Below are 25,407 nucleotides of genomic sequence, written 5' to 3'. Positions count from 1 at the left end.
GAAACAACAGGACGGAGTGCCCGGCATGTCCATTCCCCAGTCCGGCGGCGGACCGATCGAACGCCACGAACAGATGGCCGAATACCTGGCCTCCGGCTGTAAACCGAGCGCCGATTGGCGCATCGGCACCGAGCACGAGAAGTTCGGCTATTGCAAGGATACGCTGAAACCGCTGCCTTATGCTGGTCAACGCTCGATCCAGGCGGTGCTGGAAGGGCTGCGCGACCGCTATGGCTGGTCGCCCGTCACCGAAGGCGGCAACCTCATTGGCCTGACCAAGGATGGCGCCAACGTCAGCCTTGAACCCGGCGGGGCGCTGGAGCTTTCGGGCGCGCCTCTGGAAACCATTCACGAGACCTGCGACGAGGTAAACGTCCACCTGCGCGAGGTGAAGGAAATCGCCGACAAGATTGGCGTCGGTTTCATCGGCCTTGGCGCTGCTCCGATCTGGACCCATGACGAGATGCCGCTGATGCCCAAGGGGCGCTACCGGCTGATGAACGATTACATGGCCAAGGTTGGCACCATGGGCCGGGACATGATGCGCCGCACCACCACGGTGCAGGTGAACCTTGATTTCGCCTCCGAGGCCGACATGGTGCAGAAACTGCGCGTCGCCCTGGCGTTGCAGCCGGTGGCCACTGCGCTGTTTGCCAATTCGCCATTCTTCGAAGGTAAACCCAACGGCCACAAGTCCTGGCGCAGCAAGATCTGGCGCCATCTCGATGATGCCCGCACCGGCATGCTGCCCTTCGTCTTTGAAGAGGGCATGGGATTTGAACGCTACGTGGAGTACGCGCTCGATGTGCCGATGTATTTCGTCTACCGCGATGGTGAATATATCAACGCGCTGGGCCAGTCCTTCCGCGACTTCCTCAATGGCAAACTGCCCGCGTTGCCCGGTGAAACCCCGACGCTCAGCGATTGGGCCGACCACCTGACCACCGCCTTTCCCGAGGCGCGGATCAAGAAATACATGGAGATGCGCGGCGCCGATGGCGGCCCCTGGCGCAGGCTCTGTGCGCTGCCGGCCTTCTGGGTGGGGCTGATGTACGACCAAAACAGCCTCGATGCGGCCTGGGATCTGGTCAAGGGCTGGGATGCGGAAACCCGCGAGGCCCTGCGCGTGGGCGCGGCGGAACAGGCGCTGCAGGCCGAGGTCGGAGACATCAAGATGCACGATCTGGCGCGTCAGGTGCTGGAGATTTCCGAGGCAGGCCTCAAGGCGCGCGCCCGTCCCGGCGCTGGTGGCATGGTCCCTGACGAGACGCATTTCCTGAATGCACTGAAGGAAAGCATCGACAGCGGCAAGGTCCCGGCAGACGAACTGCTGGAGCATTATCACGGCGACTGGAACGGCGATCTGACCCGGATCTACGCCGAATACAGCTACTGATCCAAAACGTAAAACGGGGCGCCGCTGAGGCGCCCCGCTTTCTGGGGGCCTGGGCTCAAGCGGCGCTTGCGGCCGGTTTGCCTGTGGCAACTGTGGCAGGTGGGTTCACCGCCTCGCGGACCACGGCGCGCAGGGTGGCGACGGCGTGGGCGAAGCCGAGACCGAGGCAGATCGCAGCAAAGCCGAGCGCGGGCAACAGGCCCCAGACACCTAGGTCAAGCACCGGCATCGCGGCGCCGATCAGCCCGATGCCCCCGAGGGCGATCATGGCATAGCCGGTTGCGATGGTGACGCCTGCCGCCTGCGCGGCACTGCCCGATTGCGGGCAGTCGCCTAAGATGCTGGAAATTTTGAGGATCATCAGGGTCATCGCGGTGACCATGAGAAGGGCGAGGGCGAGGTAGGTTGCGATTTGAAACAGCATGGTGGTGTCCTTTCGATTCAGAGGGGTTGTTTGTAAAAATCACGTTTGAGAGAGGCGTAAATGCAGCCGCTAATCCAGCCCCAGATAGGGGCAAAGAGACTTCCCCAAACCAAGCGCATGCCATCCCAGCTTTGTGTGGAACGGGACATGTCAGGCAGTTGTAGAATGATCCCAAACAGAATGAGGTTGGTAAGAAATGCCAGCCCTGCCCATGCTTCCGGAGTGGAGTCGCGCATGGCCAGGTAGGCCAGCATTATTGGTGTTCCGGCCAGAACATAAACTGGTCCGCCGATAAGGGTGGCGAAGGGGCTGATCAGAGTCGGTGCTCCTATCAATCCAGCCAGCAGCGGCCCGCCGACAACGGCGAGGGCGAAGGCAACGGGGTCCACCAGGTGGCGCTTTGCCACGACTTCGGGCTCAGTATTTTTTAGCCTATCAGTTATTTCTGTCATTTGTGAAATCTCCAGGTAAAATTTTTTGGGCAGGTCTAGTCGGATTTACCGCCGGGCAGGAAGCGCACCAGTTTCGATCCCATCTTCAGCACCGCCAGATGCACCGCGCGGGGCAGGCGGGAAAAGTCCATGTACCAGTCATCAAACATCTGCATCACGCGCAGGGTCTCGCCCATGCGCGCCTTGATGACCTTGGGGGTGTTGTCCTCTTCGGCCTCGGCCATGACCTCTTCAAGGGCGCGTAAGGTAGGGGCGAACTCGCGTTCACGGCGGGCGGCGATCACGGCATCCACCAGATCGAACATGTCGCGGATCGAGGTGAAATGATCGCGTCGGTCGCCCAGCTGGCGGGAGGATTTGACCAGCCCTTGTGACTGTAGTTCCTTTAGCCCGTTGGACACGTTGGAACGGGCAAGGTTCAGCGTGTCGCAAATTTCCTCGGCGGTCAGCGCATCGGGCGAGATATGCAAGAGCGCGTGGATCTGCGCAACAGACCGGTTCACGCCCCATTTGGAGCCCATTTCCCCCCAGTGGAGGATGAAATTCTGCATGGCCGGGGTGAGGTTCATTCGAGCGATCCTGAAATTTCTGTAATTGCAGAAATAACTGGATTGCGAGTCGAGTCAAGAAAAAACCGACGGCAGGGGAATCCTGCCGCCGGGTAAAGCGTCCGTGAGTGAGGTCGCTTTTGCTAAGGCGTGGGAACCTTACTGGTTCTGCAGCTCAACCGGATCTTTGTGTTCGATGTCGCCCCAATTTGCGTCGGCTTTTTCGATGAAGCCTGCGACGTCACCTTCCCAGCGCTCCTGGATGTCGGTTGCCAGGTTCAGGTACAGTTTGTCGTCAACGATTTTCCACAGGGTCGGGTCGCCGTCGAATTTGAAGCCCATGGCCGCGCCGAATGCGCAGTATCCGCCGTACTCGGGCAGGTAGGCTTCGGGGTTCTTTTCAAATGCAACTTTGTTTTCTTCGGAAGCAAAGCGATACAGAGCGTCGTTGTGCAGCGCGGTGATTTTCCAGTTGCCGGGGGTCGGCTCACCAACGGTGAAATATGCAACCGGGTCGTAGCCTTGCAGGGCCAGGCCGGTCGAGGACGCGTTCAGTTCCACGCCTGCTGCCATCGCCGAAGTCGCCAGTGCAACGGACAGCGCGACACCGCTCACAATAGTCTTGAATTTGTTCATGGTTCCATCCTTTGGAATGCGGGCCGATGGCGAAATGCGCCACGTGTCGGCCCTTGGGTCGATAGTCTGCGTGCAACCCTTTGCGGCTGTCACAGCACCCATGTGGAGGCAGAGGCGCTCACGTTCAAAACAACTCATAGTGACTGCGCTTGGTGGCACTTTTGGGTGTTCAGAACTGCACATCACAAGGCTGCGTGTTTTTTGTGATGGGGGTACGGCGCCTGCGGTCGCAGTGTCGAATGTTGCGCCGCACCAGCGCATTGCGAACAAAGGACAGGGAGCCTGACCGGATGAACAGGGCCTGACGCAAAAGAATGGTTAAAACTGCTTTTGCGCGGCAGGGAGCTTTAACCATTGCATGCTAGGAACCGGACCGCACATCCGATCAAGAGTCATCATGTTTAAAATTCGCTCCGAGGCCGACAAGTGGAAATATGTCGTGGGCATTACCGGCATGGCCGTTTGCCTTTCGGTTCTGCTGACATGGCTGTTGCTGGGGGATGGGCTGTCGACCGATATGCTTCGGGCTTCGATTCTGGGGCCACTGCTGATCGCGCCGCCTGCCTGCCTGATGTCGGCCAACCGCTCGCTTGAAATCCACCAGCTTAACAAACAGCTGGAGCATCTTTTGGCCCATGACCAGATGACCAACCTGCTCAGCCGCAGTCATTTCATGCGGCAGATGCATGAGATGCAGGGGGATTTTCGCGGCAGTTTCCTGATGCTGGATATCGACCTGTTCAAGCAGGTGAACGATACCTATGGCCACCTGGTGGGGGACGAGGTGATCCGCCGCGTCGCTGGGGTGATCGAAGAACACGTGAAGCAGGACGGGCTGGCGGCGCGTTATGGTGGCGAGGAATTCGTGGTCTGCCTGCCGCAAAAGGATCTTGATGATGCCATGCGGCGCGCCGAGGAGATCCGCCAGGCGGTGGAACGGCAGACGGTCAAGGTTCTGGACAAGGAGCTGAACTGCACGATTTCCATCGGGCTTGGCTATGCCGATGGCCGTAACCCGCTGGAGGACGTGTTGCGGCGCGCGGATGAGGCGCTTTATCTGGCCAAACGTCAGGGGCGCAACCGCGTCGGTGCGCCGGTGTCGATGGCCTCCTAGGCCGGTCTTGCCGGGGAAGCCGCTGGGGTTATTTCTGGCCGATTTTCGGTTCGGTTCCGGCGCGCAGGCGGGCGATGTTTTCCGAATGGCGCCAGAAAACGATCACGGTCAGGGCAATGGTCAGCGTCACGATCTGCGGCACACCCAGCAGCAGCGCCCAAACCGGGGCAGCCAGCGCCGACAATAGCGCCGAGGCTGAGGACATGCGGGTGATCGCAGCGCCTGCCAGCCAGGTCAGGCAGGCAGCAACGCCCACCGGCCAGGCCAGGGCCAGCATCAGGCCCAGGAAAGTCGCAACGCCCTTGCCACCCTTGAAGCCGAGCCAGACCGGGAAACAATGGCCGAGAAAAGCCGCAAGCCCCGCCAGCTGCGCCGCGTCCTCTCCGGCCAGCGTCCGCGCCAGAATGACTGCGACCGCGCCCTTGCCGCCATCCAGGAGCAGCGTCAGCAAGGCCGCCAGTTTCGATCCGGTGCGCAGCACATTGGTGGTGCCGATATTGCCCGATCCGATGTCCCGCAGGTTGCCAAGGCCCATCAGCCGCGTCAGCACCAGACCAAAGGGAATTGACCCCAGCCCGTAACCCACAAGGGCCCAGAGCAGCATCATCAGGAACGGGGTGTCGAATGCAGGCATCAGTCTCTCCGGAAAACGGGCGCGCCGGCCACATAGGTTGCCAGCACTCTGCCCTGCATCCGCTGGCCGTCAAAGGGGGTATTCTGCGATTTCGATTTCAGCGTAAAGCGGTCCAGCACAAAAGGCACATCCGCATCGAACAGGATCAAGTCCGCAGGTGCCCCGGCAGACATACGCCCGCAAGCCAGACCCAGCCGTTTTGCGGGGTTCAGGGACATCGCCCGGAACAGGGTCGGCAGATCCAGTTGCTCGGCATGATACAGGCGCAGGGCCGCAGGCAGCAGGGTTTCCAGTGCGACGGCGCCGGCAGCGGCTTCTTCAAACGGCAGGCGTTTGCTTTCCTCATCCTGCGGCGTGTGCATCGAGGAAATCGTGTCGATCAGCCCGCTGCGCACCGCTTCGATCACCGCCAGCCGGTCTTCTTCCGCGCGCAGCGGCGGTTTCACCTTGAAGAAGGTGCGGTAGTCGGCCACGTCGAGCTCATTCAGGGTCAGGTGGTGGATCGAGGTGCCAGCCGTGATGTCCAGCCCATTGGCCTTGGCTCGCTCCAATGCGGGCAGGGCGCGGGCGGTGGTGATCTGGTCGGCGTGATAGCGCGCGCCTGTCATCTCCAAGAGTGCGATATCCCGGTCCAGCCCCATGCGCTCCGCCATGGGAGAGACCGCAGGCAGGCCGCGTAGGGTGGCGAATTTGCTGCTGCTGGCGGCGGCGCCCGAGCTCAACACCGGTTCCTGCGGGTGGGCAATGACCAGTGCGCCGCAGCTTTTGGCATAGGCCAGCGCGCGGGAAAACACCTTGGTATTGGCGACCACGTGATCGCAGTCGGAAAAGGCCACGGCGCCCGCATCCAGCAGAAAACCGATCTCGGTCATCTCGCGCCCTTCGCGCCCCTTGGTGAGGGCGGCCATGGGCAGCACGTTGACCGGCGTGTCGGCTTGGGCGCGGCGGGTGACGAACTCCAGCGTTTCGGGACTGTCGATTGCGGGATTGGTGTCCGGGCGGGTGATCATGGTGGTGACACCGCCCGTCGCGGCTGCAAGGCCGGCGGTCTTGTAGCTTTCCTTGTGCCGCTCACCCGGCTCGCACACCTTCACGCCAATATCGACGATACCGGGGGCGAGGCATTTACCACCGCAATCGACCACTTCGGCCTCTGCCGGGTCAATGTTTCGCGCGCGAAACAGGTGCTCGACTTGCGTACCCTCGGGCAGGATTTCGGTAATCTGACCGTCCGCGACAAGCACAGCCCCCGGCGCATCCGTTCCGGCCTCGGGGTCGATCAGTCGGGCATTGATGAACAGAGTGGTCATGCGCGGGCTCTTTCGATGGCTGAGAGGGTGACGGCCGGATCGGCCTGATACTTGATAAGGTGCTTGTCACCGCCCCGGGTGATGATCTGGACATAGCTGCCCATCGACCGGGCGGTCTCGATCTCACCCAGCGGCACCCGGCGCTCGGCGGGGCCGGTCAGCACACCATCTGCGATGCGCCAGACGACGGCCATTTCCTCGCTCGCCAGGTACCAGCCGCGCAGGGCGATGGCAGCAAGCCCGCCGATGGCGCCGGTCCAGATATGCGGATTGCCCGCCGCCCAGAGGATCCCCATGCCCGCCGCCATGGCAAAGGCCGCCATCCAGGCGTGGGCGCGGATATAGGCGCTGCGGTCGGGGGTGAAGGTGATCTCGTCGGTACCCTGCTGCATGTCAGCGCACCAGCAGATAGAGCACGAGCCCGACCAGCCCCATCACCACCGCAAAAAGCGTGGCGCCAATGCGGCGGGCCTCGGCGCGGGCCTTGCGTGGGGCCAGCTTCGGTGCGGAATAGGGTTTGGCGCTTTCGGTCTCAATCGGGGCGCCACTCCAGCTGGTGCCGGGCGTGCCGTAGGTGGCGACGGGCTGGATCTGCTCGGCGGGCGTCAGGCGCATCTCGCGTCCGCCAAAGGCGCGCGAGCGGATCACCATGACATGTCCTTCGAGCGCGGCAAGGCGCTCCCGGTCCGGGGCGATCTGCTCTTCCGGAACGCCCATGCCTTCGGTCAGGTAGCCTGCCAGACCAAGCTCTTCGAGGTCGCTGACCGGGAAGATTTCGACCTGTTCCATATCCAGCGCATCAATCCCCAGTACCTGCGCCAGCGCGCCGGGTTCGCGCAGAAAGACGGCCTGTTCGGGGCGCATGTCGAGCTGGAACAGGCGGATCACGCCGTGTTCGCCCGCAGGGATATGAATGACACCCTCCACCGGGATCAGCCCGCCTCGGCCAGGCGGTCGGCGCGCAGGTTGCGGGCCAGAAGATCCATTGCGGCCATGCGCACGGCGACGCCCATTTCCACCTGCTCCTGAATGACCGAGCGGTTGATGTCATCGGCGATGGTACCGTCGATTTCGACACCGCGGTTCATCGGGCCGGGATGCATGACGATGGCGTCGGGTTTGGCCAGTGCCAGCTTTTCGGCATCGAGCCCGTAGCGGTGGTAGTATTCGCGCTCGGAGGGGATGAAACCGCCGTCCATGCGTTCCTTTTGAAGGCGCAGCATCATGACGACATCAACACCCTCAAGCCCCTCGCGCATGTCATCATAGATCTCGGCGCCGAATTCGGCGAAATGGCCGGGCACCAGCGTTGGCGGCCCGATCAGGCGGATGCGGTTTTCCATCTTGCCCAGAAGGATCAGGTTTGAACGCGCCACGCGGCTGTGTGCGATGTCGCCGCAGATCGCGATGTTGAGGCGATGCAGCCGTCCCTTGGCGCGGCGGATGGTCAGCGCATCCAGCAGCGCCTGTGTCGGGTGTTCATGCCGCCCGTCGCCCGCGTTCAGCACCGCGCAGTTTACCTTTTGCGCCAAAAGGTCCACGGCGCCCGAATGGGGATGGCGCACCACCAACAGATCGGGATGCATCGCATTCAGCGTCATCGCGGTGTCTATCAGCGTCTCACCCTTTTTGATGCTGGACGCCTGCATCGCCATGTTCATCACATCCGCGCCCAGCCTTTTACCGGCCAGTTCGAAGCTGGCCTGCGTGCGGGTGGAGTTTTCAAAGAACATGTTGATCTGCGTCAGCCCCGCCAGCACGTCGGAATGTTTTTCCGGGCGGCGGTTCAGATCCACGTAGGTATCGGCCAGATCTAGGATCTCGGTGATCTCATGGGGCTTCAGATGCTCGATCCCCAACAGATGACGGGCTGCAAAACCGGGGCCGGTGGGGGGTGGGGAAACATGAGACATGAGGCAGGCTCCGCGCTGTTTGCGCGCCCTTATAGGCGCGGCGTCGCTGCCGGGCAAGGCACCGTGCTGCCGCTGCGGGGTGGTTTGGCTCAAAGGTGTTACCTCTTGTCCCGATGCGCAAGTCTCTGGTTCCGCTTGGCGCTGAGGCAGAGTAGCTTTGCGCCATGGAATCGGCATTGGATTATCACAGCGCCCGCGCCTTGCTCGCGTGGCAGATCGAACTGGGCGCAACCGAAGCCCTGTGCGAAACGCCCGTGAACCGCTACGAGCTGGAGCAGCAGGTGCCCAAACCCGCGCGCGGCGCGCAGCCTGATGCACCGCAGCCCGGACAGATCCAGCGACTCCCCGAGGTGGACCCGGTCGAAGTCGCGCAAAAGGCCGCCGCAGCTGCGACCTCCCTGCCTGCACTTCGCGAGGCGATGGCCGCCTTCGATCACTGCGAGCTGAAGCGCGGCGCCCGCAATCTGGTGTTCTGCGACGGTCAGGCCGGTTCCCGCGTGATGATCATCGGAGAGGCCCCGGGTCGCGACGAGGACCGCGAGGGGCGGCCTTTCGTTGGCCGTGCCGGGCAATTGCTGGACAAGATGCTGGGCGCCATCGATCTGGACCGCGACAAGAACGTCTATATCACCAACGTGCTGCCCTGGCGCCCGCCACAGAACCGCGATCCGCTGCCTGCGGAAATGGCGATGATGGTGCCTTTTCTGAAACGCCACGTGGAGCTGGCCGAGCCGGAGGTGCTGGTGCTGATGGGCAATATCAGCTGTCAGGCGGTCCTGGGCAAACGTGGCATCACCCGGCTGCGCGGTGAGTGGGATCAGGTCTGGGGCAAGCCGGTGATCCCGATGTTCCACCCGGCCTACCTCTTGCGCCAACCTGCGCAGAAACGCGCCGCCTGGGCCGACCTTCTGGAGCTGAAGGCGCGGCTCACCGCCCTTTGACGAGGCTTTACACATGAATATTCTTGCCTTTTCCGACCTGCATTTGGCCCGCGCCCGCGCCGCCGATCTGGTTGCGGCCAGCATTGACGCGGATCTGGTGGTGGGTGCTGGTGATTTCTGCAACGGGCGACAGGGGCTGGATCAGGCGATGGAGCTGCTGTCGGGGATCACCGCGCCGATGGTCATGGTCGCCGGCAATGCCGAAAGTGCCGAAGAGCTGCGCGCTGCTGCGCCCGGGCATGCCCATGTGCTCCATGGAAATAGCGTCACAATCGATGGCCTTACTTTCTGGGGGCTGGGCGGCGGCGTGCCGGAAACGCCTTTTGGCGCCTGGTCGTGGGATCTGTCCGAAGACGCGGCCGAGGACCTGCTCGCACCCTGCACGCAGGCAGACGTGCTGGTGACCCATTCGCCGCCCAAGGGGCTGGGCGATCTCACCTCCACCGGCCTGTCGGTCGGCTCCACTGCCATCCGCGCCGCGATTGAGCGCCTGCAGCCGCAGCTGGCCCTGTTCGGCCACGTGCACGAGGCCTGGGGCACGCGCGGGAAGATCGGGCAGACGGCCTGCGCCAACCTTGGCCCGACGGCGAGTTTTTTCGAGGTGAACAATGATTGATCCGCTGACGCTTCTTGCCTTTGTGCCCGCGGCGCTGGCGCTGAACCTGACGCCGGGGGCGGATATGATGTTCTGCCTTGGTCAGGGGCTGCGTTCGGGGCGGCGCGCGGCGGTCGCGGCCAGCGCCGGGATCACGGCGGGGTGTTTCGTGCATGTGATCCTGGCTGGCCTCGGCCTTGGTGCGGCGGTGGCTGCGGTTCCGGGACTTTTCGATGTAATCCGTTGGGTCGGCGTGGCCTATCTTCTCTATCTCGCTTGGACCACCTTCCGCAGCGGCCCGGCCTCCGGCGATGCGCCTGCGGTGCCTGCGGCGCGGGCCTTTCGTTCCGGATTTCTGGTGAATCTCACCAATCCCAAGGTGATCCTTTTCGTCCTCGCCTTTATCCCGCAATTCGTGGTCCCCGAGGCAGGCCCGGTGCTGCTGCAGTTCCTGATCTTTGGCGCGGTCCTGTCGCTGGGCGGTTTCATGATCAACGGGTTGGTCGGGATCTTTGCGGGGCAGGCCGGGCGGCGGCTGATCACCAATCCGGTGGCGGGGCGCTGGCTGGGGCGGATCTCTGGCGGTATTTTTGCCGGTCTCGCGCTGAGGCTGGCCATTCTGGAAAAAGCATAAGGCGTAGCAGACCATGTCGCGTATCGATGAGAGCAAAGACTTCATTCCCGTCCGCATTGCCATCCTGACCGTCTCGGACAGTCGCTCTCTGGAGGAGGACCGCTCCGGGCAGGTCCTGGTGGACCGGCTGACCGAGGCAGGGCATGTGCTGGCCGACAGGAAGATCCTGCCGGATGAGCGCAGCGAGATCGCCGATCAATTGCGCGCCTGGGTGGCGAACCCGGAGGTGGACGTCGTGATTTCCACCGGCGGCACCGGCCTTACGGGCCGCGATGTCACGGTCGAGGCGCACCGCGATGTCTATGAAAAGGAAATCGACGCCTTCGGTACCGTCTTCACCATCGTGTCGATGCAGAAGATCGGCACCTCGGCGGTGCAGTCACGGGCCACGGGCGGTGTTGCCGGGGGCACGTATCTGTTCGCGCTGCCGGGCAGCCCGGGCGCCTGCAAGGACGGCTGGGACGAAATCCTGGGCAGACAGCTCGATTTCCGCCACCGCCCCTGCAATTTCGTCGAGATAATGCCCCGTTTGGACGAACATCTGCGACGGAAGTGATCCGCGGCCGCGTGTAACCTCGTAACGGGTATGTTCAGTTGCTATCTTTTCAGGTGGGCGATTGCGCCTGCCCGGGTGTTTTGCGGGATCGAAGCGGCAACATCTGCCACCGGAAGGAATATGAATGCGGTTTTTGCGGCATAGTTTGACGGGTCTGTTTCTGACGGCGGCGATGCTGGGTCTGCTGCTCTACGCGGGCTGGCTGGTGATGGGCGCGGTGCAGGCGCGGCTCAATGCCGAACCGCGCACGCCGCCTGCGCGCGAGCGCGTTTTTGCGGTGCGGGTAGTCTCGGCCGATGTACAGACCATCGCGCCAGAGCTGATCGCCTTTGGCCGCATCGACAGCCGCCGGACGCTGGAGTTGCGCACCGCGTTGGCCGGTCGGGTCATTCACCTGTCCGAGAATTTCGAAGAGGGGGGCCGCGTCGAGGAAGGCGCGCTGCTGGTGCAGATCGATCCTGCCGATGCGCAGGCGGCACTGGACCGGGCCGAGGCCGACATGATGGATGCCCGCGCCGAAGAGCGTGATGCGGGACGGGCCCTGATCCTGGCCAATGATGAGCTCGAAGCCGCGCAGGATCAGGCGGAATTACGCGGCAAGGCCTATCAGCGGCAGCTGGATCTTGAGGAACGAGGTGTCGGTACCACGGCAACGGTGGAAACCGCAGCGCTGGCGGCAGCGCAGGCGCGGCAGGCGGTGATTTCCCGCAGGCAGGCGATTTCGCAGGCCGAGGCCCGGGTGGATCAGGCCAAGACGCGGGTGGCCCGCGCCGAGATTGCGCTGGAAACCGCACAGCGCGATCTGGCGGATACCACGATTTCGGCCGCCTTCAGCGGTACCTTGCAGGCGGTCAGCCTGGTCGAAGGGCGCCTCGTCTCGGCCAATGAAAAACTCGCCGAACTGGTGGACGCGGACCGGCTGGAGGTCGCTTTCCGGGTTTCGACCCTGCAATACGCCCGCCTGCTGGATGATGCCGGGCACCTGATCGAGGCCCCTGTGCGGGTGATGCTGGATGCTGCCGGGGCCGCGCTGTCGGCCACCGGGCAGCTGTCGCGTGTCAGTGGCGCCGCCGGGGACGGGCAGACCGGTCGTCTGGTCTATGCGCGCCTTGATGCGGCGCCAGGGTTCAAACCGGGGGATTTCGTGACCGTTTCGGTGACCGAACCGCCGGTGGAGAATGTCGTGCGGGTGCCTGCCTCGGCGCTGGGCAGCGACGGTGCGGTGCTGGTGCTGGGCGCCGAAGACCGGCTGGAGGCGCTGCCTGTGGAACTGGTGCGCAGACAGGGCGATGCGGTTCTGATCCGGGGCGAAGGCCTGGCCGGGCGCGAGATCGTCACTGGGCGCACGCCCCTCCTGGGCGCGGGTATCCGGGTGCGACCCCTGCGGATCGACGCCAAGGCTGAGATTGCCCCCGAAGCCGCAGGGCCCGAGCTGATAGAGCTGACCGAGGATCGCCGCGCCCGTCTTGTCGCTCTTGTCGAAGGCAACGCGCGGATGCCGGAAGAGGCTCGCAAACGGGTGCTGGCGCAGCTCTCGGAAACGGCGGTGCCTGCGCAACTGGTCAACCGTATCGAAGCCCGCAAGGGAGGCTGATCCATGCGCGATCTGTCCCGGCCCGCTGGCGGCCTGCTAAGCTACTTCACCCGTCACCGGACGGCGGCCAACCTTCTGTTGGTGATCCTGCTGGTGCTGGGCGCGGCGGCGATCCCCAACATGCGGGCGCAGTTCTTTCCCGATGTGATCGTGGAAAACGTCACCGTTCGGGTGCAATGGGATGGTGCCGGCCCCGAGGACGTGGACAGCGCCATCGTGCAGGCGCTGGAACCGGCCTTGCTGGCGGTGGACGGGGTCGAGGAAACCAGCGCCATCTCCCGCGAGGGTCTGGGCACCATCACGCTGGAGTTCGAACCGGGCTGGGATATGTCACGCGCCTCGGACGATGTGCAGACAGCGGTCAGCCTGGTCACCACCCTGCCGGAAGAGGCGGAAGAGCCCACCGTCAAACGCGGTGCCTGGCGCGATCGGGTGACCGACGTGGTGATCACCGGCGATATCGGCTCCGAGCAATTGGGGCTCTTTGCGGATGAGCTGGTCGTGCGCCTGTTCGAGGTCGGGGTCACCCGCACCACTATCCGCGGTGTTGCTGCGCCGGAAACCATCGTTGAAGTGCCCTCGTCTGCGCTGATCACTTATGATGTCAGCATGGCGGAAATCGCTGCCGCCATCGCCGCCGAGGTCGATGCCGATCCGGCGGGCGATGTCACCGGCGCCAATACCCGCGTGCGCACCGGCAGCGAGAAACGCACGCCGGACGAGCTGGCCGGAATTGTCCTGCGCACCAATGCGGACGGATCGGCGCTGACCATTGGTGATGTGGCAACGATCCGGGTCGAAGGCGTCGACCGCAGCCGCTCCTATTTCGTGGGGGAGCATCCGGCGATGTCGGTGCGGGTCGACCGCTCGGATCAGGGCGATGCCATCGGCATCCAGCACAAGGTTGAAAAGGTCGTCGACGAATTGCAGCTGAGCCTGCCGCAGGGCGTCACCGCGGGGTTGATCCGCACTCGGGCCGAGGCGATCTCGGACCGGCTCAACATCCTTGTGGACAACGGGCTGATGGGGCTTGGGCTGGTGTTGATCCTGCTGTTCCTGTTCCTCAATGTGCGCATCGCCTTCTGGGTCGCGGCAGGCATTCCGGCGGCGATGTTTGCGGCCGTGGCGCTGATGTACGCGGCGGGGCTGACCATCAACATGGTCTCACTTTTTGGTCTGATCATCACCCTGGGGATCGTGGTCGATGATGCCATCGTGGTGGGCGAACATGCCGATTTCCGGGTTCGGCGGCTGGGCGAGACGCCGATGCAGGCGGCCGAGAACGCGGCCCGGCGTATGGCTCTGCCGGTGTTTGCTGCAACCCTGACTACGATCATCGCCTTTTTCGGTCTGGTCATCATCGGCGGGCGCTTTGGCGATCTGATCCGGGATATTCCCTTTACGGTGATCATGGTGCTGGCGGCCTCATTGGCGGAATGCTTCCTGATCCTGCCGAACCACATGGCCCATGCCCTGACCCACGCGCAGCAGCGGCACTGGTACGACTGGCCCAACCGGGCGGTGAACCGGGGCTTTCGCTGGGTCCGGGACGTCCTGTTCCGCCCGTTGATGGCGCTGGTGGTGCGCGCGCGTTACGTGGTGCTGGCAGGCGCGGCGGTCATTCTGGCCAGCCAGCTGGCGCTGTTCATTGGCGGCGATGTCAAATGGCGGTTCTTCAACGCGCCGGAGCGCGGTTCGATCACCGGCAATTTCGCCATGGCCGAGGGGGCGGCCCGCGAAGACACGCTGGAGATGATGCGCGAGATGCAGCGCGCGACCGAGGCGCTGGGCGCGGAATACGCTGAACGCTATGGCGAAAACCCGCTGGATTTCGTCATGGCCGAGATTGGCGGCAATGCCGGGCGCGGTCTGTCAGGTGTCGAGGCCAAGGACGCTGACCTGCTGGGCGGCATCTCGATCGAGCTGATCGACGCGGATAAACGCGATTATTCCAGTTTTGCCTTTGTCGCGGAGCTGCAGCAACAGGTGGTGCGCCATCCGCTGGCAGAGACCGTTTCCTTCCGCAGCTGGCGCTCGGGGCCGGGCGGCGATGCGATGGACGTGCAGTTCTACGGCGCCGACGTGCAGACGCTGAAGGCGGCGTCGGAAGATCTGAAAACCGCCGTCCTGCGCTATCCTGAGGTTTCGGCGGTGGAGGACAACCTCGCCTATGACAAGGAAGAGGTCATTCTGGATCTGACTCCGCAGGGGCAGGCGCTGAACTTTACCATCGACAGTCTGGGCCGGGCGCTGCGGGCGCGGCTCAACGGGATCGAGGCAGCGACCTATCCGGACGGACCGCGCAGCGCCACCATCCGGGTCGAACTGCCCGAGGGAGAGCTGACGGCGGACTTCCTGGAGCGTACCCTGATGCGGGCGCCGGGCGGCAGCTATGTGCCGCTGGCCGATATCGTTTCGGTCAGCCAACGCAGCGGGTTTTCCACCGTGCGGCGCGAAAACGGCATCCGGGTGATCAGCGTTACCGGCGATATCTCCGAGGACGATCCCGCCCGCGCCGAGGCGGTGATCACCGCGCTGCAGGAGGAGATCCTGCCGACAATCGCCAGCGAGCGTCAGGTGGAATGGCGTCTTGCGGGCCTCAGCGAGCAGGAAGACACTTTCCTGTCCGAGGCGGGCACCGGTCTGATCCTGTGCCTGACCGGCATCTACCTGGTGCTGGCCTGGATCTTTGCCAGTTGGACGCGGCCCATCGTGGTGATGGCGATCATTCCCTTCGGCCTCGTCGGGACGATCTGGGGGCATTACATCTGGGAGGTGCCTCTCAGCATGTTCACGGTGGTGGGGCTTCTGGGCATGACCGGGATCATCATCAACGATTCCATCGTGCTGGTCACAACCATCGACGAATACGCGGCTGAGCGCGGCTTGGTGCCCTCGATCATCGACGGGGCCGCGGACCGTTTGCGACCGGTGATGCTGACGACGCTGACCACCGTGCTGGGGCTGGCGCCCTTGATGTACGAAAGCTCGCAGCAGGCGCAGTTCCTGAAACCGACGGTGATCACGCTGGTCTACGGATTGGGTTTTGGCATGTTCCTGGTGCTTCTGGTGGTTCCCGCACTGGTCGCGGTGCAGCGGGACGCGGCGCGGCCCATCACATCGCTGCGCCGGGCGCTGCGGTCCGGTCAGCGCGCCCATACCCGGGTTCTGCGCTGGCTGATCGCCGGATCGGCTTTGGTACAGCTCGGCTGGCTGGTGCTGACGCTGGGCTGGGCCATGGCCACCGGCGCGTTGCATCCGGCCTTGCGTGGGGGGCTCATGGCCTCGGATACCGGGCTGGCCACGATGGAGCCGGTGCGGGCGGGGCTCATCCTGTTCCTGCTGGGGGCCGTGGTGTTCGGGCTGCTGACCTATGTGATCGGGGCGCTGTCCCACGGGCTGCGGTCGCGCCAGCGCGACCGGGCCAAGAGCGCGACCTCGGCCACCTGATCGATCAGCTCCAGCCCGCTGCGGGGCAGATCGTCCACCGCCACCCATTTGGCCTGCAGCGCATCATCATCCGGGGTCGGGGCGCCGCTGACATAATCGCAGAGCACGGCGGTCAGCAGGTAGTGGTGCGAAACCGCCTCGTCCGGGCCGGGCAGGATCACGTCGACATTGGTCAGATAGCCCCGCGGACAGGCAAGGACGCCGGTTTCCTCGTGCAATTCACGCGCGGCGGCCTCCAGCGCGGTTTCGCCCCATTCCACATGACCGCCGGGAAAGCCCCACCAGCCTGCGTTGGGCGGATTGCGGCGTTGGATCAGGATCACGCTGTCCTGTCCGGCCACGGTCTGGCAGACCACCGCCAGCGCGCCCAGAACCGGGCGGCTCATCCGGCGTCGCAGCCTTTGATATCCACCGAATGGCTGCGCCCCAGCACGGTAATGCGCAGTTTCGACCGGTCAATGGAGGTCGGGCTGTTGGTGGTTGCGGGCATGAACTCGGTCCGTGCCAGCAGAATACCGCCGCGCCGTTCGGTGCTGGTTTCCCCGGCCATCAGATGCGGTGTGCCCGGTTCGATCACCGCGACTTCCTCGCCGCCGGCGCTGGGCATGGTGATCTGCGCTTCGACGCGCATGCCGTAATTGCCGGGCGACAGGCTGCAGATCGCCGAGGAGACGCCTGCCTCCTGCGCCGAATAGGGGCGCGAGGCCAGCGCCGCGATGATCGCCGGGTTGCGGCCTGCCTCGGGGTCTGGCCGGTGATCAAAGGACAGCTCGGATGGCACGCAGACGTCCTTGCAGACGCCCAGTTCCATGCGTCCCTTGATGCGGACGGGTTTGGCAGGATTCGCGGGGGTGATCTCGATCGGCAGCACCAACTGATCGTGATAGCCGATGGTGCGGTAGCCGGAGGTCATGAAGACTTCGGGGGCGGGCCATGTCATCGACACGTCGCCAATGTTGCGCGATCCACGCCAGGAAAATCTGGGCGGAATGCCGGCATCCCCGGGCGCCCGCCAGTAGGTTTTCCAGCCGCTGTCGAGCGTCAGCCGCAGCGCGCCCATATAGGTGCCCCGTTTCGTCATCCCGCCATCGAGGATCTCGATCTGCACCGGATCGGGCGATGCGCCCGCCTGCACAGTCGCAACCGGCATCAGCGCAAGAACGGCGCAGGCCGCCACGGCGGATTTCAGACGGGCCAGCCCGAACACAGATCGGGACACAGGGCGAGAGGAGGGGCGTTCATGTCTCATACACCAATAAATGCGCATTCCGTCTGCAAATGCCAAGTCACGTTCCGGTCAGACTTCGTCAGATCTGGCTGCTTCAGTGTCGCAGGGGACCAGCCCTTGCACCTCTGGGCGTGGGGCTGCATGCTGGTCGCATGCGGTCTGGTCCGATGGACCAAGCAGACAGAAAGACAGGCGATATGGATCTGACAGGTAAACTCTTGATTGCCATGCCGGGAATCGGCGATCCGCGGTTCGAACATGCGGTGGTGTTCCTGTGCTCTCACAGTGATGAGGGGGCGATGGGGCTGATCGTGAACAAGACGGCGCCGGGCGTGCAGCTGGGCAGTCTGCTGGAACAGCTGGAGATCGAGGCAAACACCGATGTTGCATCTCTGCCTGTCCGTTTCGGTGGTCCGGTCGAGACCCAGCGCGGCTTCGTTTTGCATTCGGACGAATATCATTCGCGGGTCAATTCTCTGGATGTTCCGGGCGGTTTTGCAATGACCGCGACGTTGGACATTCTGGAAGACATTGCCGAAGGCAGCGGGCCAGAGAAGATGGTCGTGATGCTGGGCTATGCTGGTTGGGGACCGGGGCAGCTGGAAAGCGAAATCGTCGCCAATGGCTGGCTGACGGCCGAGGCCAGCGCCGAGCTGTTGTTCGAGATGGACGATCTGGAAAAATGGGGCGCGGCGTTGAAAACGCTGGGCGTGGACCCGGTGTCGCTGTCCTCAAGCGCCGGAACCGCCTGACCCCACACGGCCAGTGCTGCGAGATACGCAGGGACGGGTCGCCCCTGCATGTTATTGTCTGTCAGGTCTGCGCCAATTATGGACGGACGTAAGAGAACCCTTGTTCCTGCAGTTCCACCAGCCGGACCACACCGGAAGGCACGATCGAGGCTTCCTCGAGCAGCGCAACTTCCTTGCCTGCCTTCTCGCTCATCTTGCGGTGGGTGTTGCCGCAGGCGGAAAAGGACAGTTTGTCGTTCTCAAGGCTCATGGTTGCAATGCGGTCCGCGACCGGGCTTTTCCCCGGAATCAGCATGTGCAGGCCGGGGCCGTAGGCGACAACTTCCACAACCGCCGTGTCCCCTTGCGCCTCGTAATAGCGGGTCAGGTTCTGCACGTTGTTGAGCGCCATGTTCATGACCTTGGGGTCATTCTGATTGACGTGAACGGCGATGTGATGCGTGGCACCTTCGGCAAGGGCTGCGGTGGTCCAGCCTGCGCACAGGCTTGTGGCTACAGCGGCCGCTGTCAGTAAATGTTTCATGATGTTCCTCCCTAGTAGGAGGTCAGGATAGCCGGGTATCCTGTTTATGCATAGAGACTAGCGAATATATGAATGATTGATGGGGTTTTGGCGGATCTGGCTGGCCGTTCGGGCCGGGTCAGTGCGCGGAACTGTCGTCCCGGGGCGCGGCGGCCCGGCGCAAACGGTCGTTGATCGCGCTGCCAAGGCCATGTTCGGGGATGGGCGCGACAGCAATCGGCTGACCGATTGCATCAAGCCGGTGCAGGTGTTCGAACAGATTGGCGGCGGCTTCGGCCAGATCGCCGACCGCTGACAGGTTCAGATCACAGTCCATGGAGCCAAAGCCGAGCAGCAGCTCGCCCTCACCGGCCTCTGTTGCGTTTAGGCGGACGCGGGCATTGGGCGCGTAGTGGGACAGCAACTGCCCCGGCGCCGACAGGGGATCGGCTGCGTCGCGGTCGGTCAGCGACGTACCGAGGGTTGCCTCAATATCCTCGGCTGCCAGTCCGCCGGGGCGCAGCAACATGGGGTCTGGTCCGCTGAGGCCAACGATGGTGGATTCCACTCCTACGCCGCAGGGACCATCGTCCACGACGGCAGCGATCCTGCCGTTCAACCCGGCCAGTACATGCGCGGCCGTAGTGGGGCTGATCCGTCCCGACGGGTTGGCCGAGGGCGCTGCCACTGGTCCGTCCACGAGGCGTAGTAGCCGCAGGGCGGTGGGATGGGCCGGAACCCGAACTGCCAGTGTCTGAAGTCCCGCGGTCACCAGTCCGGAAACGCCGTGGTCCTCGCGCAGTGGCAAGACCAGGGTCAGCGGCCCGGGCCAGAAGGCCGCTGCCAGCCGTTCGGCCAAATCGTTCCACTGCACCAGCTGCTGCGCCGCCGCGACGGAATGTACATGGGCAATCAGGGGGTTAAAGCTGGGCCGCCCCTTGGCTGCATAGACCGAAGCCACCGCCGTGCCGTTGCGGGCGTCGGCGCCCAGGCCGTAGACCGTCTCGGTCGGAAAGGACACCAACTGCCCCGCCTTCAGAAGATCGGCGGCGCGGCTCAGATCAGCATCTGAGGTCCCCAGAATTTCGGTGGTCAGGCTGGACATGGCGGGTGACGCGGCGTTTTGGTTGATTGAAAAGGTCGAGAGGATAGGTAATCGGACAGGCCGCGAGATATAAAGGGCCTCGTAAGCAATGCCAAGACTGGGTAAAAGACTAGCCCAGACACGAGAGAGCCCCACAGGACGCCAAGAGGACGCCAATGACCTTCCGTTCCCCCGTTTCCGAGTATGAGTTCATGCTCAAGCACATCGTTGGTTTTGAGGATGTGTCCGCAACCGACCTGTTTGCCGAGGCTTCGGACGACATGGTGACGGCGATTCTGACCGAAGCGGGCAAGATGTGCGACGAGGTGATGGCACCGCTGGAGCGTCCGGGAGATCTGAACCCGGCCTATCTGGAAAACGGCGTTGTGCGTACTTCGCCCGGCTTTGCCGATGGCTGGCGTGCCATCGCCGAGGGCGGCTGGCTCGGGATGAGCGCACCGCAGGAGCACGGTGGCATGGGGCTGCCGATGACGATCACCTCGGCGGTCAATGAAATGATGTCCGGCGCCTGCCTGTCGTTGCAGCTGGCCCCGTTGATGAGCCAGGGACAGATCGAGGCGCTGGATCACCACGCCAGCGACGCGCTGAAAGAGCTGTACCTGCCGAAGCTGATTTCGGGCGAATGGACCGGCACCATGAACCTGACCGAGCCGCAGGCCGGATCGGACGTGGGCGCGCTCAGTTCCAAGGCCGTGCCGAATGGCGATGGCACCTATTCCGTCACCGGGCAGAAGATCTATATCACTTGGGGCGACAACGATTTCGCAGGCAACGTCTGCCATCTGGTGCTGGCGCGGCTGCCTGACGGTGTGCCGGGCACCAAGGGGATCTCGCTGTTCCTGGTCCCCAAGTTCCTGCCGGATGACAATGGCAACCCCGGCAAGGCCAACAGCCTCAAGGTGGTGAGTCTCGAACACAAGCTGGGCTTGCACGGCAGCCCGACCTGCGTGATGCAATATGATGGCGCCACCGGCTGGCTGGTGGGCGCCGAACATGGCGGTATGGCGGCCATGTTCACCATGATGAACAACGCCCGTCTGGGTGTCGGCGGTCAGGGTGTCGGCATTGCCGAAGCCGCCTATCAGAAGGCGCTGGCCTATGCGCTGGAGCGCAAGCAGGGCAAGACGCCGTCGGGCGGCATCGTCGACCACGCGGATGTGCGCCGGATGCTGATGGAGATGAAGGCGGATCTGTTTGCCTCCCGTGCGATCCTGCTGGCCTGCGCGCAGGCCATCGACATGTCCACCGCCACCGGAGAGGCGGATTGCAAGACCCGCGCCGCCTTCCTGACCCCGATTGCCAAGGCATTTGGCACCGACACCGGCATTCGCGTCGCAGATATCGGCCTGCAGGTGCATGGTGGCATGGGCTTCATCGAGGAAACCGGCGCCGCGCAATTCTGCCGCGATGTGCGCGTGACCTCGATCTACGAAGGCACTAACGGCATTCAGGCGATGGATCTTGTTGCCCGCAAGATGATGGATGGCGGCGAGATGGCCAACCGTCTGATGGATGAGATCGAAGAGCTGGCCGAACGCGCCCGTCCGACCCACCCCAATATGGCCGAAGCCGTCTGGCAGGCCTGCGAAAGCCTGCGCGAAGCGACCGACTGGCTGGTGGGGCAGGGTGATCTGCAGAACCGCTTTGCCGGGGCGGTGCCCTATCTGCGGGCCTTTGCCCGTGTTCTGGGAGGGCATTACCACCTGATGGCGGCCTTGGCTGACAAGGGCGGCCCGCGCGAAAAACTGGCGCGGTTCTACATCAAGCGGATGCTGCCCGAGCACGTTGGCCTGCTGCAGCACGCGCAGGAAGGTATCGAGGGTGCCATGGCGCTGACACTGGACGAGCTGGCCAGCTGATGGCCTCCGTTCCCGAAGTCGGCCCGCGTACCCCCTGGGAAGAACCGCCCGCGCTGGGCGAGGTGATCGAGGTCGCCGAAGGCGTCCTGTGGATGCGCCAGCCGCTGCCGATGAAGCTGGACCACGTCAACGTCTACGCGCTTGACGAGGGCGATAGCTGGACGGTGATCGACACCGGGTTCAACACCCGCAAGAGCCGCGAACTGTGGCAAAGCCTGATGGCAGGCCCGCTGAAGGGCAAACCCATCAGCCGTGTCGTCGCCACCCACCATCACCCGGATCACATCGGTCTGGCGGGCTGGTTCCAGTCCGAATACGGCGCCGAGCTGGTCACCACCCGTACTGCCTGGCTGTTCGCCCGCATGCTGACGCTGGATGTGCAGGAAACCTGGCCCGAGGAAACGCTGGCCTATTACCGCAGCGCGGGCATGGACAAGGAAATCTATGACCAGCGGGTTGCGGACCGGCCGTTCAATTTTGCCGATACCGTCTATCCGATGCCGCTGGGCTTTACCCGGGTGCAGCAGGGCGATGTGTTCCGCATGGGCGGGCGCGACTGGGATGTGCACCTGGGCAACGGCCACGCGCCGGAACATGCCACCTTCTGGAGTCGTGACGACAATCTGGTGATCACCGGGGATCAGATCCTCTCTTCGATCAGCCCCAATATCGGCGTCTATGCCACCGAACCGATGGCGGACCCCTTGGGCGAATGGCTGGAGGCCTGCGAACGTCTGGCGCCGCTGGCACGGCATGATCATCTGGCCCTTGGTGGTCACAAGCTGCCGTTCTCGCGTCTGCCGCTGCGGATGCGGCAGCTGATCGACAACCATCACGGCGCGCTGGACCGGCTGATGGACCATCTCGACAGCCCGCGCACCGCGGCTGAGTGTTTTTCGCCGCTGTTCAAACGTGCCATCGGGCCGGGTGAATACGGGCTGGCGCTGGTCGAGGCGGTGGCCCATGTCAATCACCTCTTCCATCTGGGGCGGGTCACACGCGAACAGCGCCAAGACGGCGCCTGGCTGTATCAACGCAAAGACTGACGGGGTGGCGCGAGGGCGCCGCGCCGGGAAAGGCGGGCACAGATGAGTGACAAGAAACGCAAACCGGGCGCTTCGGCCATTCACGACAGTATCGACACCAGCGCCGAGGCCGCCGAGGCGGCGATCCTGCCGCAGGTGCACGAGGTGCATTGTGACCCCAAACCCGGCCAGAGCAGCCCGACCCTGCCCAAGGCGATGCAGAAACCGGCCGAAGAGAAAAGCCCGGCCCGCTGGGCCTATGAGCGGATGATTCTCTATATCAAGAACTTCGAGGAGCAGCTGGACAGCGCTCATGAGGTCGCGATGGGGTTTGCCGGTGGCGACGCCGGTGTCATGCGGATCGAGGGTATGGGCTATTTCGACCCTGACATCGTGACCTTTTACGGGTCGGATAACTCCGGTGCCCGCACGCAGCTGGTCCAGCATGTTACGCAGCTCAACGTGATGCTGCGGGCCCTGCCCAAGGCGCAGCCGGAAACCCCGGCCATGCGGATCGGATTTCGCCTGGCGAAGGATCTGGAGCCCGATCCGGCCCCGGATGCGGATCCCGATATCGTGGCAGAGGCAGAGCCGGATACCTGAGAGACCCGATGCAGGGTCAACCGCGCGATTCGGCGATGTGATGCGTGACGACCCGCAAGTCGGGGCGAGACGGCTGTGCAAACAGGCCGCAGGCCTCGGGATTTTCGCCCTGCTGCGCTGCATTGACGTCGTGACAGGGCGCGGGAAATCCAGTAATCAGCAGGAAATCGAACGCGAATAGGACATTTAGACATGGCTGAGCATAAACACGGAACCATGGACATCTCGGTTCAGGAAAAAACCTTTGCGGGTTTTGTGACCTTCACGGTGCGCTTCTGCATCGCTCTGGCGCTCTTCGCGGTCTTCCTGGCCGTCTTCGCGACCTGATCTTCGGGCCATGTCCGTGGGCCGTTTGCTGCTGCGCCTGACGCTTTGTGCGTCGGTTGCAGGGGGAGCCTTTGCGCTGTCGGGCTGCGCGTCGCAGCCGCAGCCCAATGCCGATGATGCAACGCTAGAACGTGTCGCGTATCGCGCCGAGGGCGCCCCATCCCTGACCCTTTATACGATGGTCAACAACCGGACTGGACAGGGCGGGCATACCTCGCTGATGGTCAATGCCTCGGAGCGGGTCATCTTTGATCCCGCCGGGTCGTTTTATGCAGACCGCGTACCCGAACGGGATGACGTGCTTTACGGGATCACGCCTGCCGTGGAAAAGGCCTATCGCGGATCGCACGCCCGCAGCACCCATCATGTGATGGTGCAGGAAGTTGCAGTGACGCCGGAACAGGCGCAACGCGCCTATGAACTGGTTGTCAGCAATGGCCGCGTGCCCGGCGCCTATTGCGCCAATGCCACCGCTTCGGTGTTGAAACAGGTTCCCGGTTTCGAGGATATCAAGGTTACCTTTTATCCGGTAAAACTCGCCGACCAGTTTGAACAGCGGCCCGGCGTGAAAACCACCCGTTATTACGAGAACGACAGCGCCGACCTTCAGGAAGGACTCGCGCGCAACAATGCGATCCTAAACGGAGAGTAGCGCGGCGCATCCTCAGAACGTGCGCCGCAGCGGTGGATCCGTGGCCGACGCTTGCGTTTTAGCCCGATACGTAGAGCAGCAGCACGAAGGACCCTGCGCCAGTTCCCATGGCCAAGAGTACATTCTTGGTCAGATAGCCGACTGCCAGCGTCAGCGCCGCCACAGCGACATGCGGCAGGCTTGGGGTGCCGCCGGTCGGAGCGGGCCAGGCCACCAGCGGCGCCACCAGCGCCGGAATGATGGCAACAGCGGTATAGCGCAGGTGGCGCATCAGCCAGCCCGGCATGGCGCGCCCTCCGACAATCCCGATAAAGGCAAAACGCAGGGCAAAACTGCCAACAGCCAGTCCGATGATGGCCGTCCACAGGATTACGGGATCAATCAGGGCAGAGGCAGTGCTGGTCATTGCGCGGTCTCCTCTTGGCTGCGGCGCAGCCGGTTTTCCAGCCAGACCTCTGTCTGGGCGCCGGCCATCATCCCGGCCAGCCCGGCCACGATCAGACCCAGGTTATAGGGCAGCGCCGCCGCGGGCAGGGCGGTCGCGACGGCGACGAAACAGGCCACCAGATGCGCCGGGGTGCGCAGCATCGGTCCGATCATCGCCAAAAAGGCCAGCGGCAGCACAAAATCGAGCCCCCAGCTGTCCGGGACCTGCGCGCCGATCATGGCGCCGGTAAAGGTCGCGATCATCCATCCCGGTGCCACCAACCCGTTGGTGCCAAAGAAATACGCCATGCGTTCCGGCACGGTCATCTCCGGCTCGGTTTCGAATTGCACGATCGACAGGGCATAGGATTGGTCGACGGTGAAATAGGCGGCAATCGCCCGCTGCCACAGCGGCGCCGACCCCAGATAGGGCGTCAGCGAGGCCGAATACATCGCCACCCGCAGGTTCACCGCAAGCGCCGAAATCAGCACGATGAGAATCGGCGCGTTCTCCTGCATCAGTTGCAGAGCGGTGAATTGCGCCGATCCGGCAAACACGGCGAGCGAGAAGGTTAGTGCCTCGGGGACAATAAGTCCCGCCTCGGCGGCCAGAACACCAAACAACAGGCCAAAAGGTCCCGACACCAGAAGAAATGGCGCGCCATCGCGGACGCCCTTCCAAAAGGCCGATTTGGGTGTGGTGATCGCCATTTGCACGTCCTAAATTGAGA

29 protein-coding genes are annotated in these 25,407 nt (G+C 63.6%); 14 read left to right on the top strand and 15 right to left on the bottom strand.

Annotated elements, in window-relative coordinates; translation table 11 throughout:
* The first annotated feature begins 25 nt into the window (after positions 1-25).
* A complete protein-coding gene (locus SM763_RS17620) occupies positions 26-1,396 on the top strand; it encodes a glutamate--cysteine ligase (protein WP_274827554.1) in 1,371 nt (456 codons plus the stop codon).
* A gap of 55 nt (positions 1,397-1,451) precedes the next feature.
* On the opposite strand, the gene SM763_RS17615 is transcribed toward SM763_RS17620, so the two are convergent.
* From SM763_RS17615 to SM763_RS17600, 4 genes are all read right to left on the bottom strand, one after another.
* Positions 1,452-1,820 carry a hypothetical protein gene (locus SM763_RS17615; protein WP_065272448.1) on the bottom strand — a complete coding sequence of 123 codons (369 nt, stop codon included), beginning with the start codon at positions 1,818-1,820 and terminating at the stop codon, positions 1,452-1,454.
* Between the two features lie 17 nt (positions 1,821-1,837).
* Complete coding sequence (locus SM763_RS17610; RefSeq protein ID WP_065272449.1) at positions 1,838-2,272, bottom strand: hypothetical protein; 435 nt, start codon at positions 2,270-2,272, stop codon at positions 1,838-1,840.
* Positions 2,273-2,307: 35 nt separating this feature from the next.
* Entirely contained in the window at positions 2,308-2,841 is a 534-nt protein-coding gene (locus tag SM763_RS17605) for a GbsR/MarR family transcriptional regulator (RefSeq protein WP_065272450.1), read from the bottom strand.
* Positions 2,842-2,979: 138 nt separating this feature from the next.
* Positions 2,980-3,456, bottom strand: coding sequence for a YHS domain-containing (seleno)protein (locus SM763_RS17600; protein ID WP_065272451.1), 477 nt, complete (start codon positions 3,454-3,456; stop codon positions 2,980-2,982).
* A 397-nt stretch (positions 3,457-3,853) separates the two neighbouring features.
* Here SM763_RS17600 and SM763_RS17595 point away from each other — a divergent pair, with 397 nt between their 5' ends.
* Positions 3,854-4,570: a GGDEF domain-containing protein gene (locus SM763_RS17595; RefSeq protein WP_368999331.1), complete on the top strand. Its 717-nt coding sequence runs from the start codon at positions 3,854-3,856 to the stop codon at positions 4,568-4,570.
* Positions 4,571-4,598: 28 nt separating this feature from the next.
* Here the strand turns inward: SM763_RS17595 and plsY are convergent, their stop codons facing one another.
* Genes plsY through SM763_RS17570 form a run of 5 tightly spaced genes read right to left on the bottom strand, consistent with a single transcriptional unit; the run spans position 4,599 to position 8,427 of the window.
* Positions 4,599-5,204: a glycerol-3-phosphate 1-O-acyltransferase PlsY gene (gene plsY / locus SM763_RS17590; RefSeq protein WP_368999330.1), complete on the bottom strand. Its 606-nt coding sequence runs from the start codon at positions 5,202-5,204 to the stop codon at positions 4,599-4,601.
* Entirely contained in the window at positions 5,204-6,514 is a 1,311-nt protein-coding gene (gene pyrC / locus SM763_RS17585; protein WP_368999329.1) for a dihydroorotase, read from the bottom strand. The genes plsY and pyrC overlap by 1 nt, the downstream gene beginning before the upstream one ends.
* Positions 6,511-6,906 carry a hypothetical protein gene (locus tag SM763_RS17580; RefSeq protein WP_368999328.1) on the bottom strand — a complete coding sequence of 132 codons (396 nt, stop codon included), beginning with the start codon at positions 6,904-6,906 and terminating at the stop codon, positions 6,511-6,513. The genes pyrC and SM763_RS17580 overlap by 4 nt, the downstream gene beginning before the upstream one ends.
* A 1-nt stretch (position 6,907) precedes the next feature.
* Positions 6,908-7,441: a hypothetical protein gene (locus SM763_RS17575; protein WP_274831447.1), complete on the bottom strand. Its 534-nt coding sequence runs from the start codon at positions 7,439-7,441 to the stop codon at positions 6,908-6,910.
* A 5-nt stretch (positions 7,442-7,446) separates the two neighbouring features.
* Positions 7,447-8,427 (bottom strand): aspartate carbamoyltransferase catalytic subunit, encoded by a 981-nt coding sequence (locus tag SM763_RS17570; protein ID WP_368999327.1) that lies wholly within the window; start codon positions 8,425-8,427, stop codon positions 7,447-7,449.
* Positions 8,428-8,591: 164 nt separating this feature from the next.
* Between SM763_RS17570 and SM763_RS17565 the strand changes: the two genes are divergently transcribed.
* The 6 genes from SM763_RS17565 to SM763_RS17540 all read left to right on the top strand — a co-directional run bounded on the left by SM763_RS17565 (position 8,592) and on the right by SM763_RS17540 (position 16,197).
* Positions 8,592-9,368: a uracil-DNA glycosylase gene (locus tag SM763_RS17565; RefSeq protein WP_368999326.1), complete on the top strand. Its 777-nt coding sequence runs from the start codon at positions 8,592-8,594 to the stop codon at positions 9,366-9,368.
* 13 nt (positions 9,369-9,381) lie between these two features.
* On the top strand, positions 9,382-9,984 hold the full coding sequence (locus SM763_RS17560) for a metallophosphoesterase family protein (protein WP_368999325.1): 603 nt from the start codon (positions 9,382-9,384) through the stop codon (positions 9,982-9,984).
* On the top strand, positions 9,977-10,597 hold the full coding sequence (locus SM763_RS17555; protein ID WP_368999324.1) for a LysE family translocator: 621 nt from the start codon (positions 9,977-9,979) through the stop codon (positions 10,595-10,597). The genes SM763_RS17560 and SM763_RS17555 overlap by 8 nt, the downstream gene beginning before the upstream one ends.
* A gap of 13 nt (positions 10,598-10,610) precedes the next feature.
* Positions 10,611-11,153 (top strand): molybdenum cofactor biosynthesis protein B, encoded by a 543-nt coding sequence (gene moaB, locus SM763_RS17550; protein ID WP_065272461.1) that lies wholly within the window; start codon positions 10,611-10,613, stop codon positions 11,151-11,153.
* A 124-nt stretch (positions 11,154-11,277) separates the two neighbouring features.
* Positions 11,278-12,747, top strand: coding sequence for an efflux RND transporter periplasmic adaptor subunit (locus tag SM763_RS17545; RefSeq protein ID WP_368999323.1), 1,470 nt, complete (start codon positions 11,278-11,280; stop codon positions 12,745-12,747).
* A gap of 3 nt (positions 12,748-12,750) precedes the next feature.
* On the top strand, positions 12,751-16,197 hold the full coding sequence (locus SM763_RS17540; protein ID WP_368999322.1) for an efflux RND transporter permease subunit: 3,447 nt from the start codon (positions 12,751-12,753) through the stop codon (positions 16,195-16,197).
* Here SM763_RS17540 and SM763_RS17535 read toward each other — a convergent pair.
* Together SM763_RS17535 and SM763_RS17530 are read right to left on the bottom strand one after the other, a co-directional pair.
* On the bottom strand, positions 16,119-16,583 hold the full coding sequence (locus SM763_RS17535) for an NUDIX hydrolase (protein WP_368999321.1): 465 nt from the start codon (positions 16,581-16,583) through the stop codon (positions 16,119-16,121). The genes SM763_RS17540 and SM763_RS17535 overlap by 79 nt on opposite strands.
* Complete coding sequence (locus tag SM763_RS17530; RefSeq protein ID WP_490363292.1) at positions 16,580-17,446, bottom strand: protein-disulfide reductase DsbD domain-containing protein; 867 nt, start codon at positions 17,444-17,446, stop codon at positions 16,580-16,582. Before SM763_RS17530 ends, SM763_RS17535 begins: the two co-directional genes overlap by 4 nt.
* Positions 17,447-17,622: 176 nt before the next feature.
* Here SM763_RS17530 and SM763_RS17525 point away from each other — a divergent pair, with 176 nt between their 5' ends.
* Positions 17,623-18,177 (top strand): YqgE/AlgH family protein, encoded by a 555-nt coding sequence (locus SM763_RS17525; RefSeq protein WP_368999320.1) that lies wholly within the window; start codon positions 17,623-17,625, stop codon positions 18,175-18,177.
* A gap of 76 nt (positions 18,178-18,253) precedes the next feature.
* Here SM763_RS17525 and SM763_RS17520 read toward each other — a convergent pair whose 3' ends face one another.
* Both SM763_RS17520 and SM763_RS17515 read right to left on the bottom strand, forming a co-directional pair.
* Positions 18,254-18,700: a DsrE family protein gene (locus tag SM763_RS17520; protein ID WP_065272465.1), complete on the bottom strand. Its 447-nt coding sequence runs from the start codon at positions 18,698-18,700 to the stop codon at positions 18,254-18,256.
* Between the two features lie 118 nt (positions 18,701-18,818).
* A complete protein-coding gene (locus SM763_RS17515) occupies positions 18,819-19,784 on the bottom strand; it encodes an L-threonylcarbamoyladenylate synthase (RefSeq protein ID WP_065272466.1) in 966 nt (321 codons plus the stop codon).
* 155 nt (positions 19,785-19,939) lie between these two features.
* Between SM763_RS17515 and SM763_RS17510 the strand changes: the two genes are divergently transcribed.
* The 5 genes from SM763_RS17510 to SM763_RS17490 all read left to right on the top strand — a co-directional run bounded on the left by SM763_RS17510 (position 19,940) and on the right by SM763_RS17490 (position 24,250).
* The gene (locus SM763_RS17510) at positions 19,940-21,643 is read left to right on the top strand and encodes an acyl-CoA dehydrogenase family protein (RefSeq protein WP_274827572.1); all 1,704 of its coding nucleotides are present in this window, start codon (positions 19,940-19,942) and stop codon (positions 21,641-21,643) included.
* The gene (locus tag SM763_RS17505) at positions 21,643-22,689 is read left to right on the top strand and encodes an MBL fold metallo-hydrolase (RefSeq protein ID WP_368999319.1); all 1,047 of its coding nucleotides are present in this window, start codon (positions 21,643-21,645) and stop codon (positions 22,687-22,689) included. The genes SM763_RS17510 and SM763_RS17505 overlap by 1 nt, the downstream gene beginning before the upstream one ends.
* A gap of 42 nt (positions 22,690-22,731) precedes the next feature.
* Positions 22,732-23,271: a DUF6173 family protein gene (locus tag SM763_RS17500; protein ID WP_490363291.1), complete on the top strand. Its 540-nt coding sequence runs from the start codon at positions 22,732-22,734 to the stop codon at positions 23,269-23,271.
* A gap of 192 nt (positions 23,272-23,463) precedes the next feature.
* Positions 23,464-23,598, top strand: a complete 135-nt coding sequence (locus tag SM763_RS17495) for an aa3-type cytochrome c oxidase subunit IV (RefSeq protein WP_065272469.1) — start codon at positions 23,464-23,466, stop codon at positions 23,596-23,598.
* A 10-nt stretch (positions 23,599-23,608) separates the two neighbouring features.
* Positions 23,609-24,250 carry a hypothetical protein gene (locus SM763_RS17490; protein ID WP_237028373.1) on the top strand — a complete coding sequence of 214 codons (642 nt, stop codon included), beginning with the start codon at positions 23,609-23,611 and terminating at the stop codon, positions 24,248-24,250.
* Positions 24,251-24,308: 58 nt separating this feature from the next.
* Here SM763_RS17490 and SM763_RS17485 read toward each other — a convergent pair whose 3' ends face one another.
* Positions 24,309-24,656: an AzlD domain-containing protein gene (locus SM763_RS17485; RefSeq protein ID WP_368999318.1), complete on the bottom strand. Its 348-nt coding sequence runs from the start codon at positions 24,654-24,656 to the stop codon at positions 24,309-24,311.
* On the bottom strand, positions 24,653-25,387 hold the full coding sequence (locus SM763_RS17480) for an AzlC family ABC transporter permease (RefSeq protein ID WP_274827574.1): 735 nt from the start codon (positions 25,385-25,387) through the stop codon (positions 24,653-24,655). Before SM763_RS17480 ends, SM763_RS17485 begins: the two co-directional genes overlap by 4 nt.
* Between the last annotated feature and the right edge of the window lie 20 nt (positions 25,388-25,407).

Origin of the sequence: Pseudophaeobacter sp. C1-32P7 (assembly GCF_041008775.1) — a bacterium.
Lineage (GTDB): Bacteria > Pseudomonadota > Alphaproteobacteria > Rhodobacterales > Rhodobacteraceae > Phycobacter > Phycobacter gallaeciensis_A.
This window is presented reverse-complemented; position numbering and strand designations above follow the sequence as displayed.

Coding starts and splice junctions, on each gene's coding strand:
- SM763_RS17570 (WP_368999327.1), bottom strand. CDS start 8,427: ATGTCTCATGTTTCCCCACCCCCCACCGGCCCCGGTTTTGCAGCCCGT.
- SM763_RS17485 (WP_368999318.1), bottom strand. CDS start 24,656: ATGACCAGCACTGCCTCTGCCCTGATTGATCCCGTAATCCTGTGGACG.
- SM763_RS17495 (WP_065272469.1), top strand. CDS start 23,464: ATGGCTGAGCATAAACACGGAACCATGGACATCTCGGTTCAGGAAAAA.
- SM763_RS17515 (WP_065272466.1), bottom strand. CDS start 19,784: ATGTCCAGCCTGACCACCGAAATTCTGGGGACCTCAGATGCTGATCTG.
- SM763_RS17620 (WP_274827554.1), top strand. CDS start 26: ATGTCCATTCCCCAGTCCGGCGGCGGACCGATCGAACGCCACGAACAG.
- moaB (WP_065272461.1), top strand. CDS start 10,611: ATGTCGCGTATCGATGAGAGCAAAGACTTCATTCCCGTCCGCATTGCC.
- pyrC (WP_368999329.1), bottom strand. CDS start 6,514: ATGACCACTCTGTTCATCAATGCCCGACTGATCGACCCCGAGGCCGGA.
- SM763_RS17615 (WP_065272448.1), bottom strand. CDS start 1,820: ATGCTGTTTCAAATCGCAACCTACCTCGCCCTCGCCCTTCTCATGGTC.
- SM763_RS17505 (WP_368999319.1), top strand. CDS start 21,643: ATGGCCTCCGTTCCCGAAGTCGGCCCGCGTACCCCCTGGGAAGAACCG.
- SM763_RS17540 (WP_368999322.1), top strand. CDS start 12,751: ATGCGCGATCTGTCCCGGCCCGCTGGCGGCCTGCTAAGCTACTTCACC.
- SM763_RS17525 (WP_368999320.1), top strand. CDS start 17,623: ATGGATCTGACAGGTAAACTCTTGATTGCCATGCCGGGAATCGGCGAT.
- SM763_RS17500 (WP_490363291.1), top strand. CDS start 22,732: ATGAGTGACAAGAAACGCAAACCGGGCGCTTCGGCCATTCACGACAGT.
- SM763_RS17535 (WP_368999321.1), bottom strand. CDS start 16,583: ATGAGCCGCCCGGTTCTGGGCGCGCTGGCGGTGGTCTGCCAGACCGTG.
- SM763_RS17480 (WP_274827574.1), bottom strand. CDS start 25,387: ATGGCGATCACCACACCCAAATCGGCCTTTTGGAAGGGCGTCCGCGAT.
- SM763_RS17560 (WP_368999325.1), top strand. CDS start 9,382: ATGAATATTCTTGCCTTTTCCGACCTGCATTTGGCCCGCGCCCGCGCC.
- SM763_RS17520 (WP_065272465.1), bottom strand. CDS start 18,700: ATGAAACATTTACTGACAGCGGCCGCTGTAGCCACAAGCCTGTGCGCA.
- SM763_RS17600 (WP_065272451.1), bottom strand. CDS start 3,456: ATGAACAAATTCAAGACTATTGTGAGCGGTGTCGCGCTGTCCGTTGCA.
- SM763_RS17510 (WP_274827572.1), top strand. CDS start 19,940: ATGACCTTCCGTTCCCCCGTTTCCGAGTATGAGTTCATGCTCAAGCAC.
- SM763_RS17530 (WP_490363292.1), bottom strand. CDS start 17,446: ATGAGACATGAACGCCCCTCCTCTCGCCCTGTGTCCCGATCTGTGTTC.
- SM763_RS17580 (WP_368999328.1), bottom strand. CDS start 6,906: ATGCAGCAGGGTACCGACGAGATCACCTTCACCCCCGACCGCAGCGCC.
- plsY (WP_368999330.1), bottom strand. CDS start 5,204: ATGCCTGCATTCGACACCCCGTTCCTGATGATGCTGCTCTGGGCCCTT.
- SM763_RS17545 (WP_368999323.1), top strand. CDS start 11,278: ATGCGGTTTTTGCGGCATAGTTTGACGGGTCTGTTTCTGACGGCGGCG.
- SM763_RS17595 (WP_368999331.1), top strand. CDS start 3,854: ATGTTTAAAATTCGCTCCGAGGCCGACAAGTGGAAATATGTCGTGGGC.
- SM763_RS17555 (WP_368999324.1), top strand. CDS start 9,977: ATGATTGATCCGCTGACGCTTCTTGCCTTTGTGCCCGCGGCGCTGGCG.
- SM763_RS17605 (WP_065272450.1), bottom strand. CDS start 2,841: ATGAACCTCACCCCGGCCATGCAGAATTTCATCCTCCACTGGGGGGAA.
- SM763_RS17565 (WP_368999326.1), top strand. CDS start 8,592: ATGGAATCGGCATTGGATTATCACAGCGCCCGCGCCTTGCTCGCGTGG.
- SM763_RS17490 (WP_237028373.1), top strand. CDS start 23,609: ATGTCCGTGGGCCGTTTGCTGCTGCGCCTGACGCTTTGTGCGTCGGTT.
- SM763_RS17610 (WP_065272449.1), bottom strand. CDS start 2,272: ATGACAGAAATAACTGATAGGCTAAAAAATACTGAGCCCGAAGTCGTG.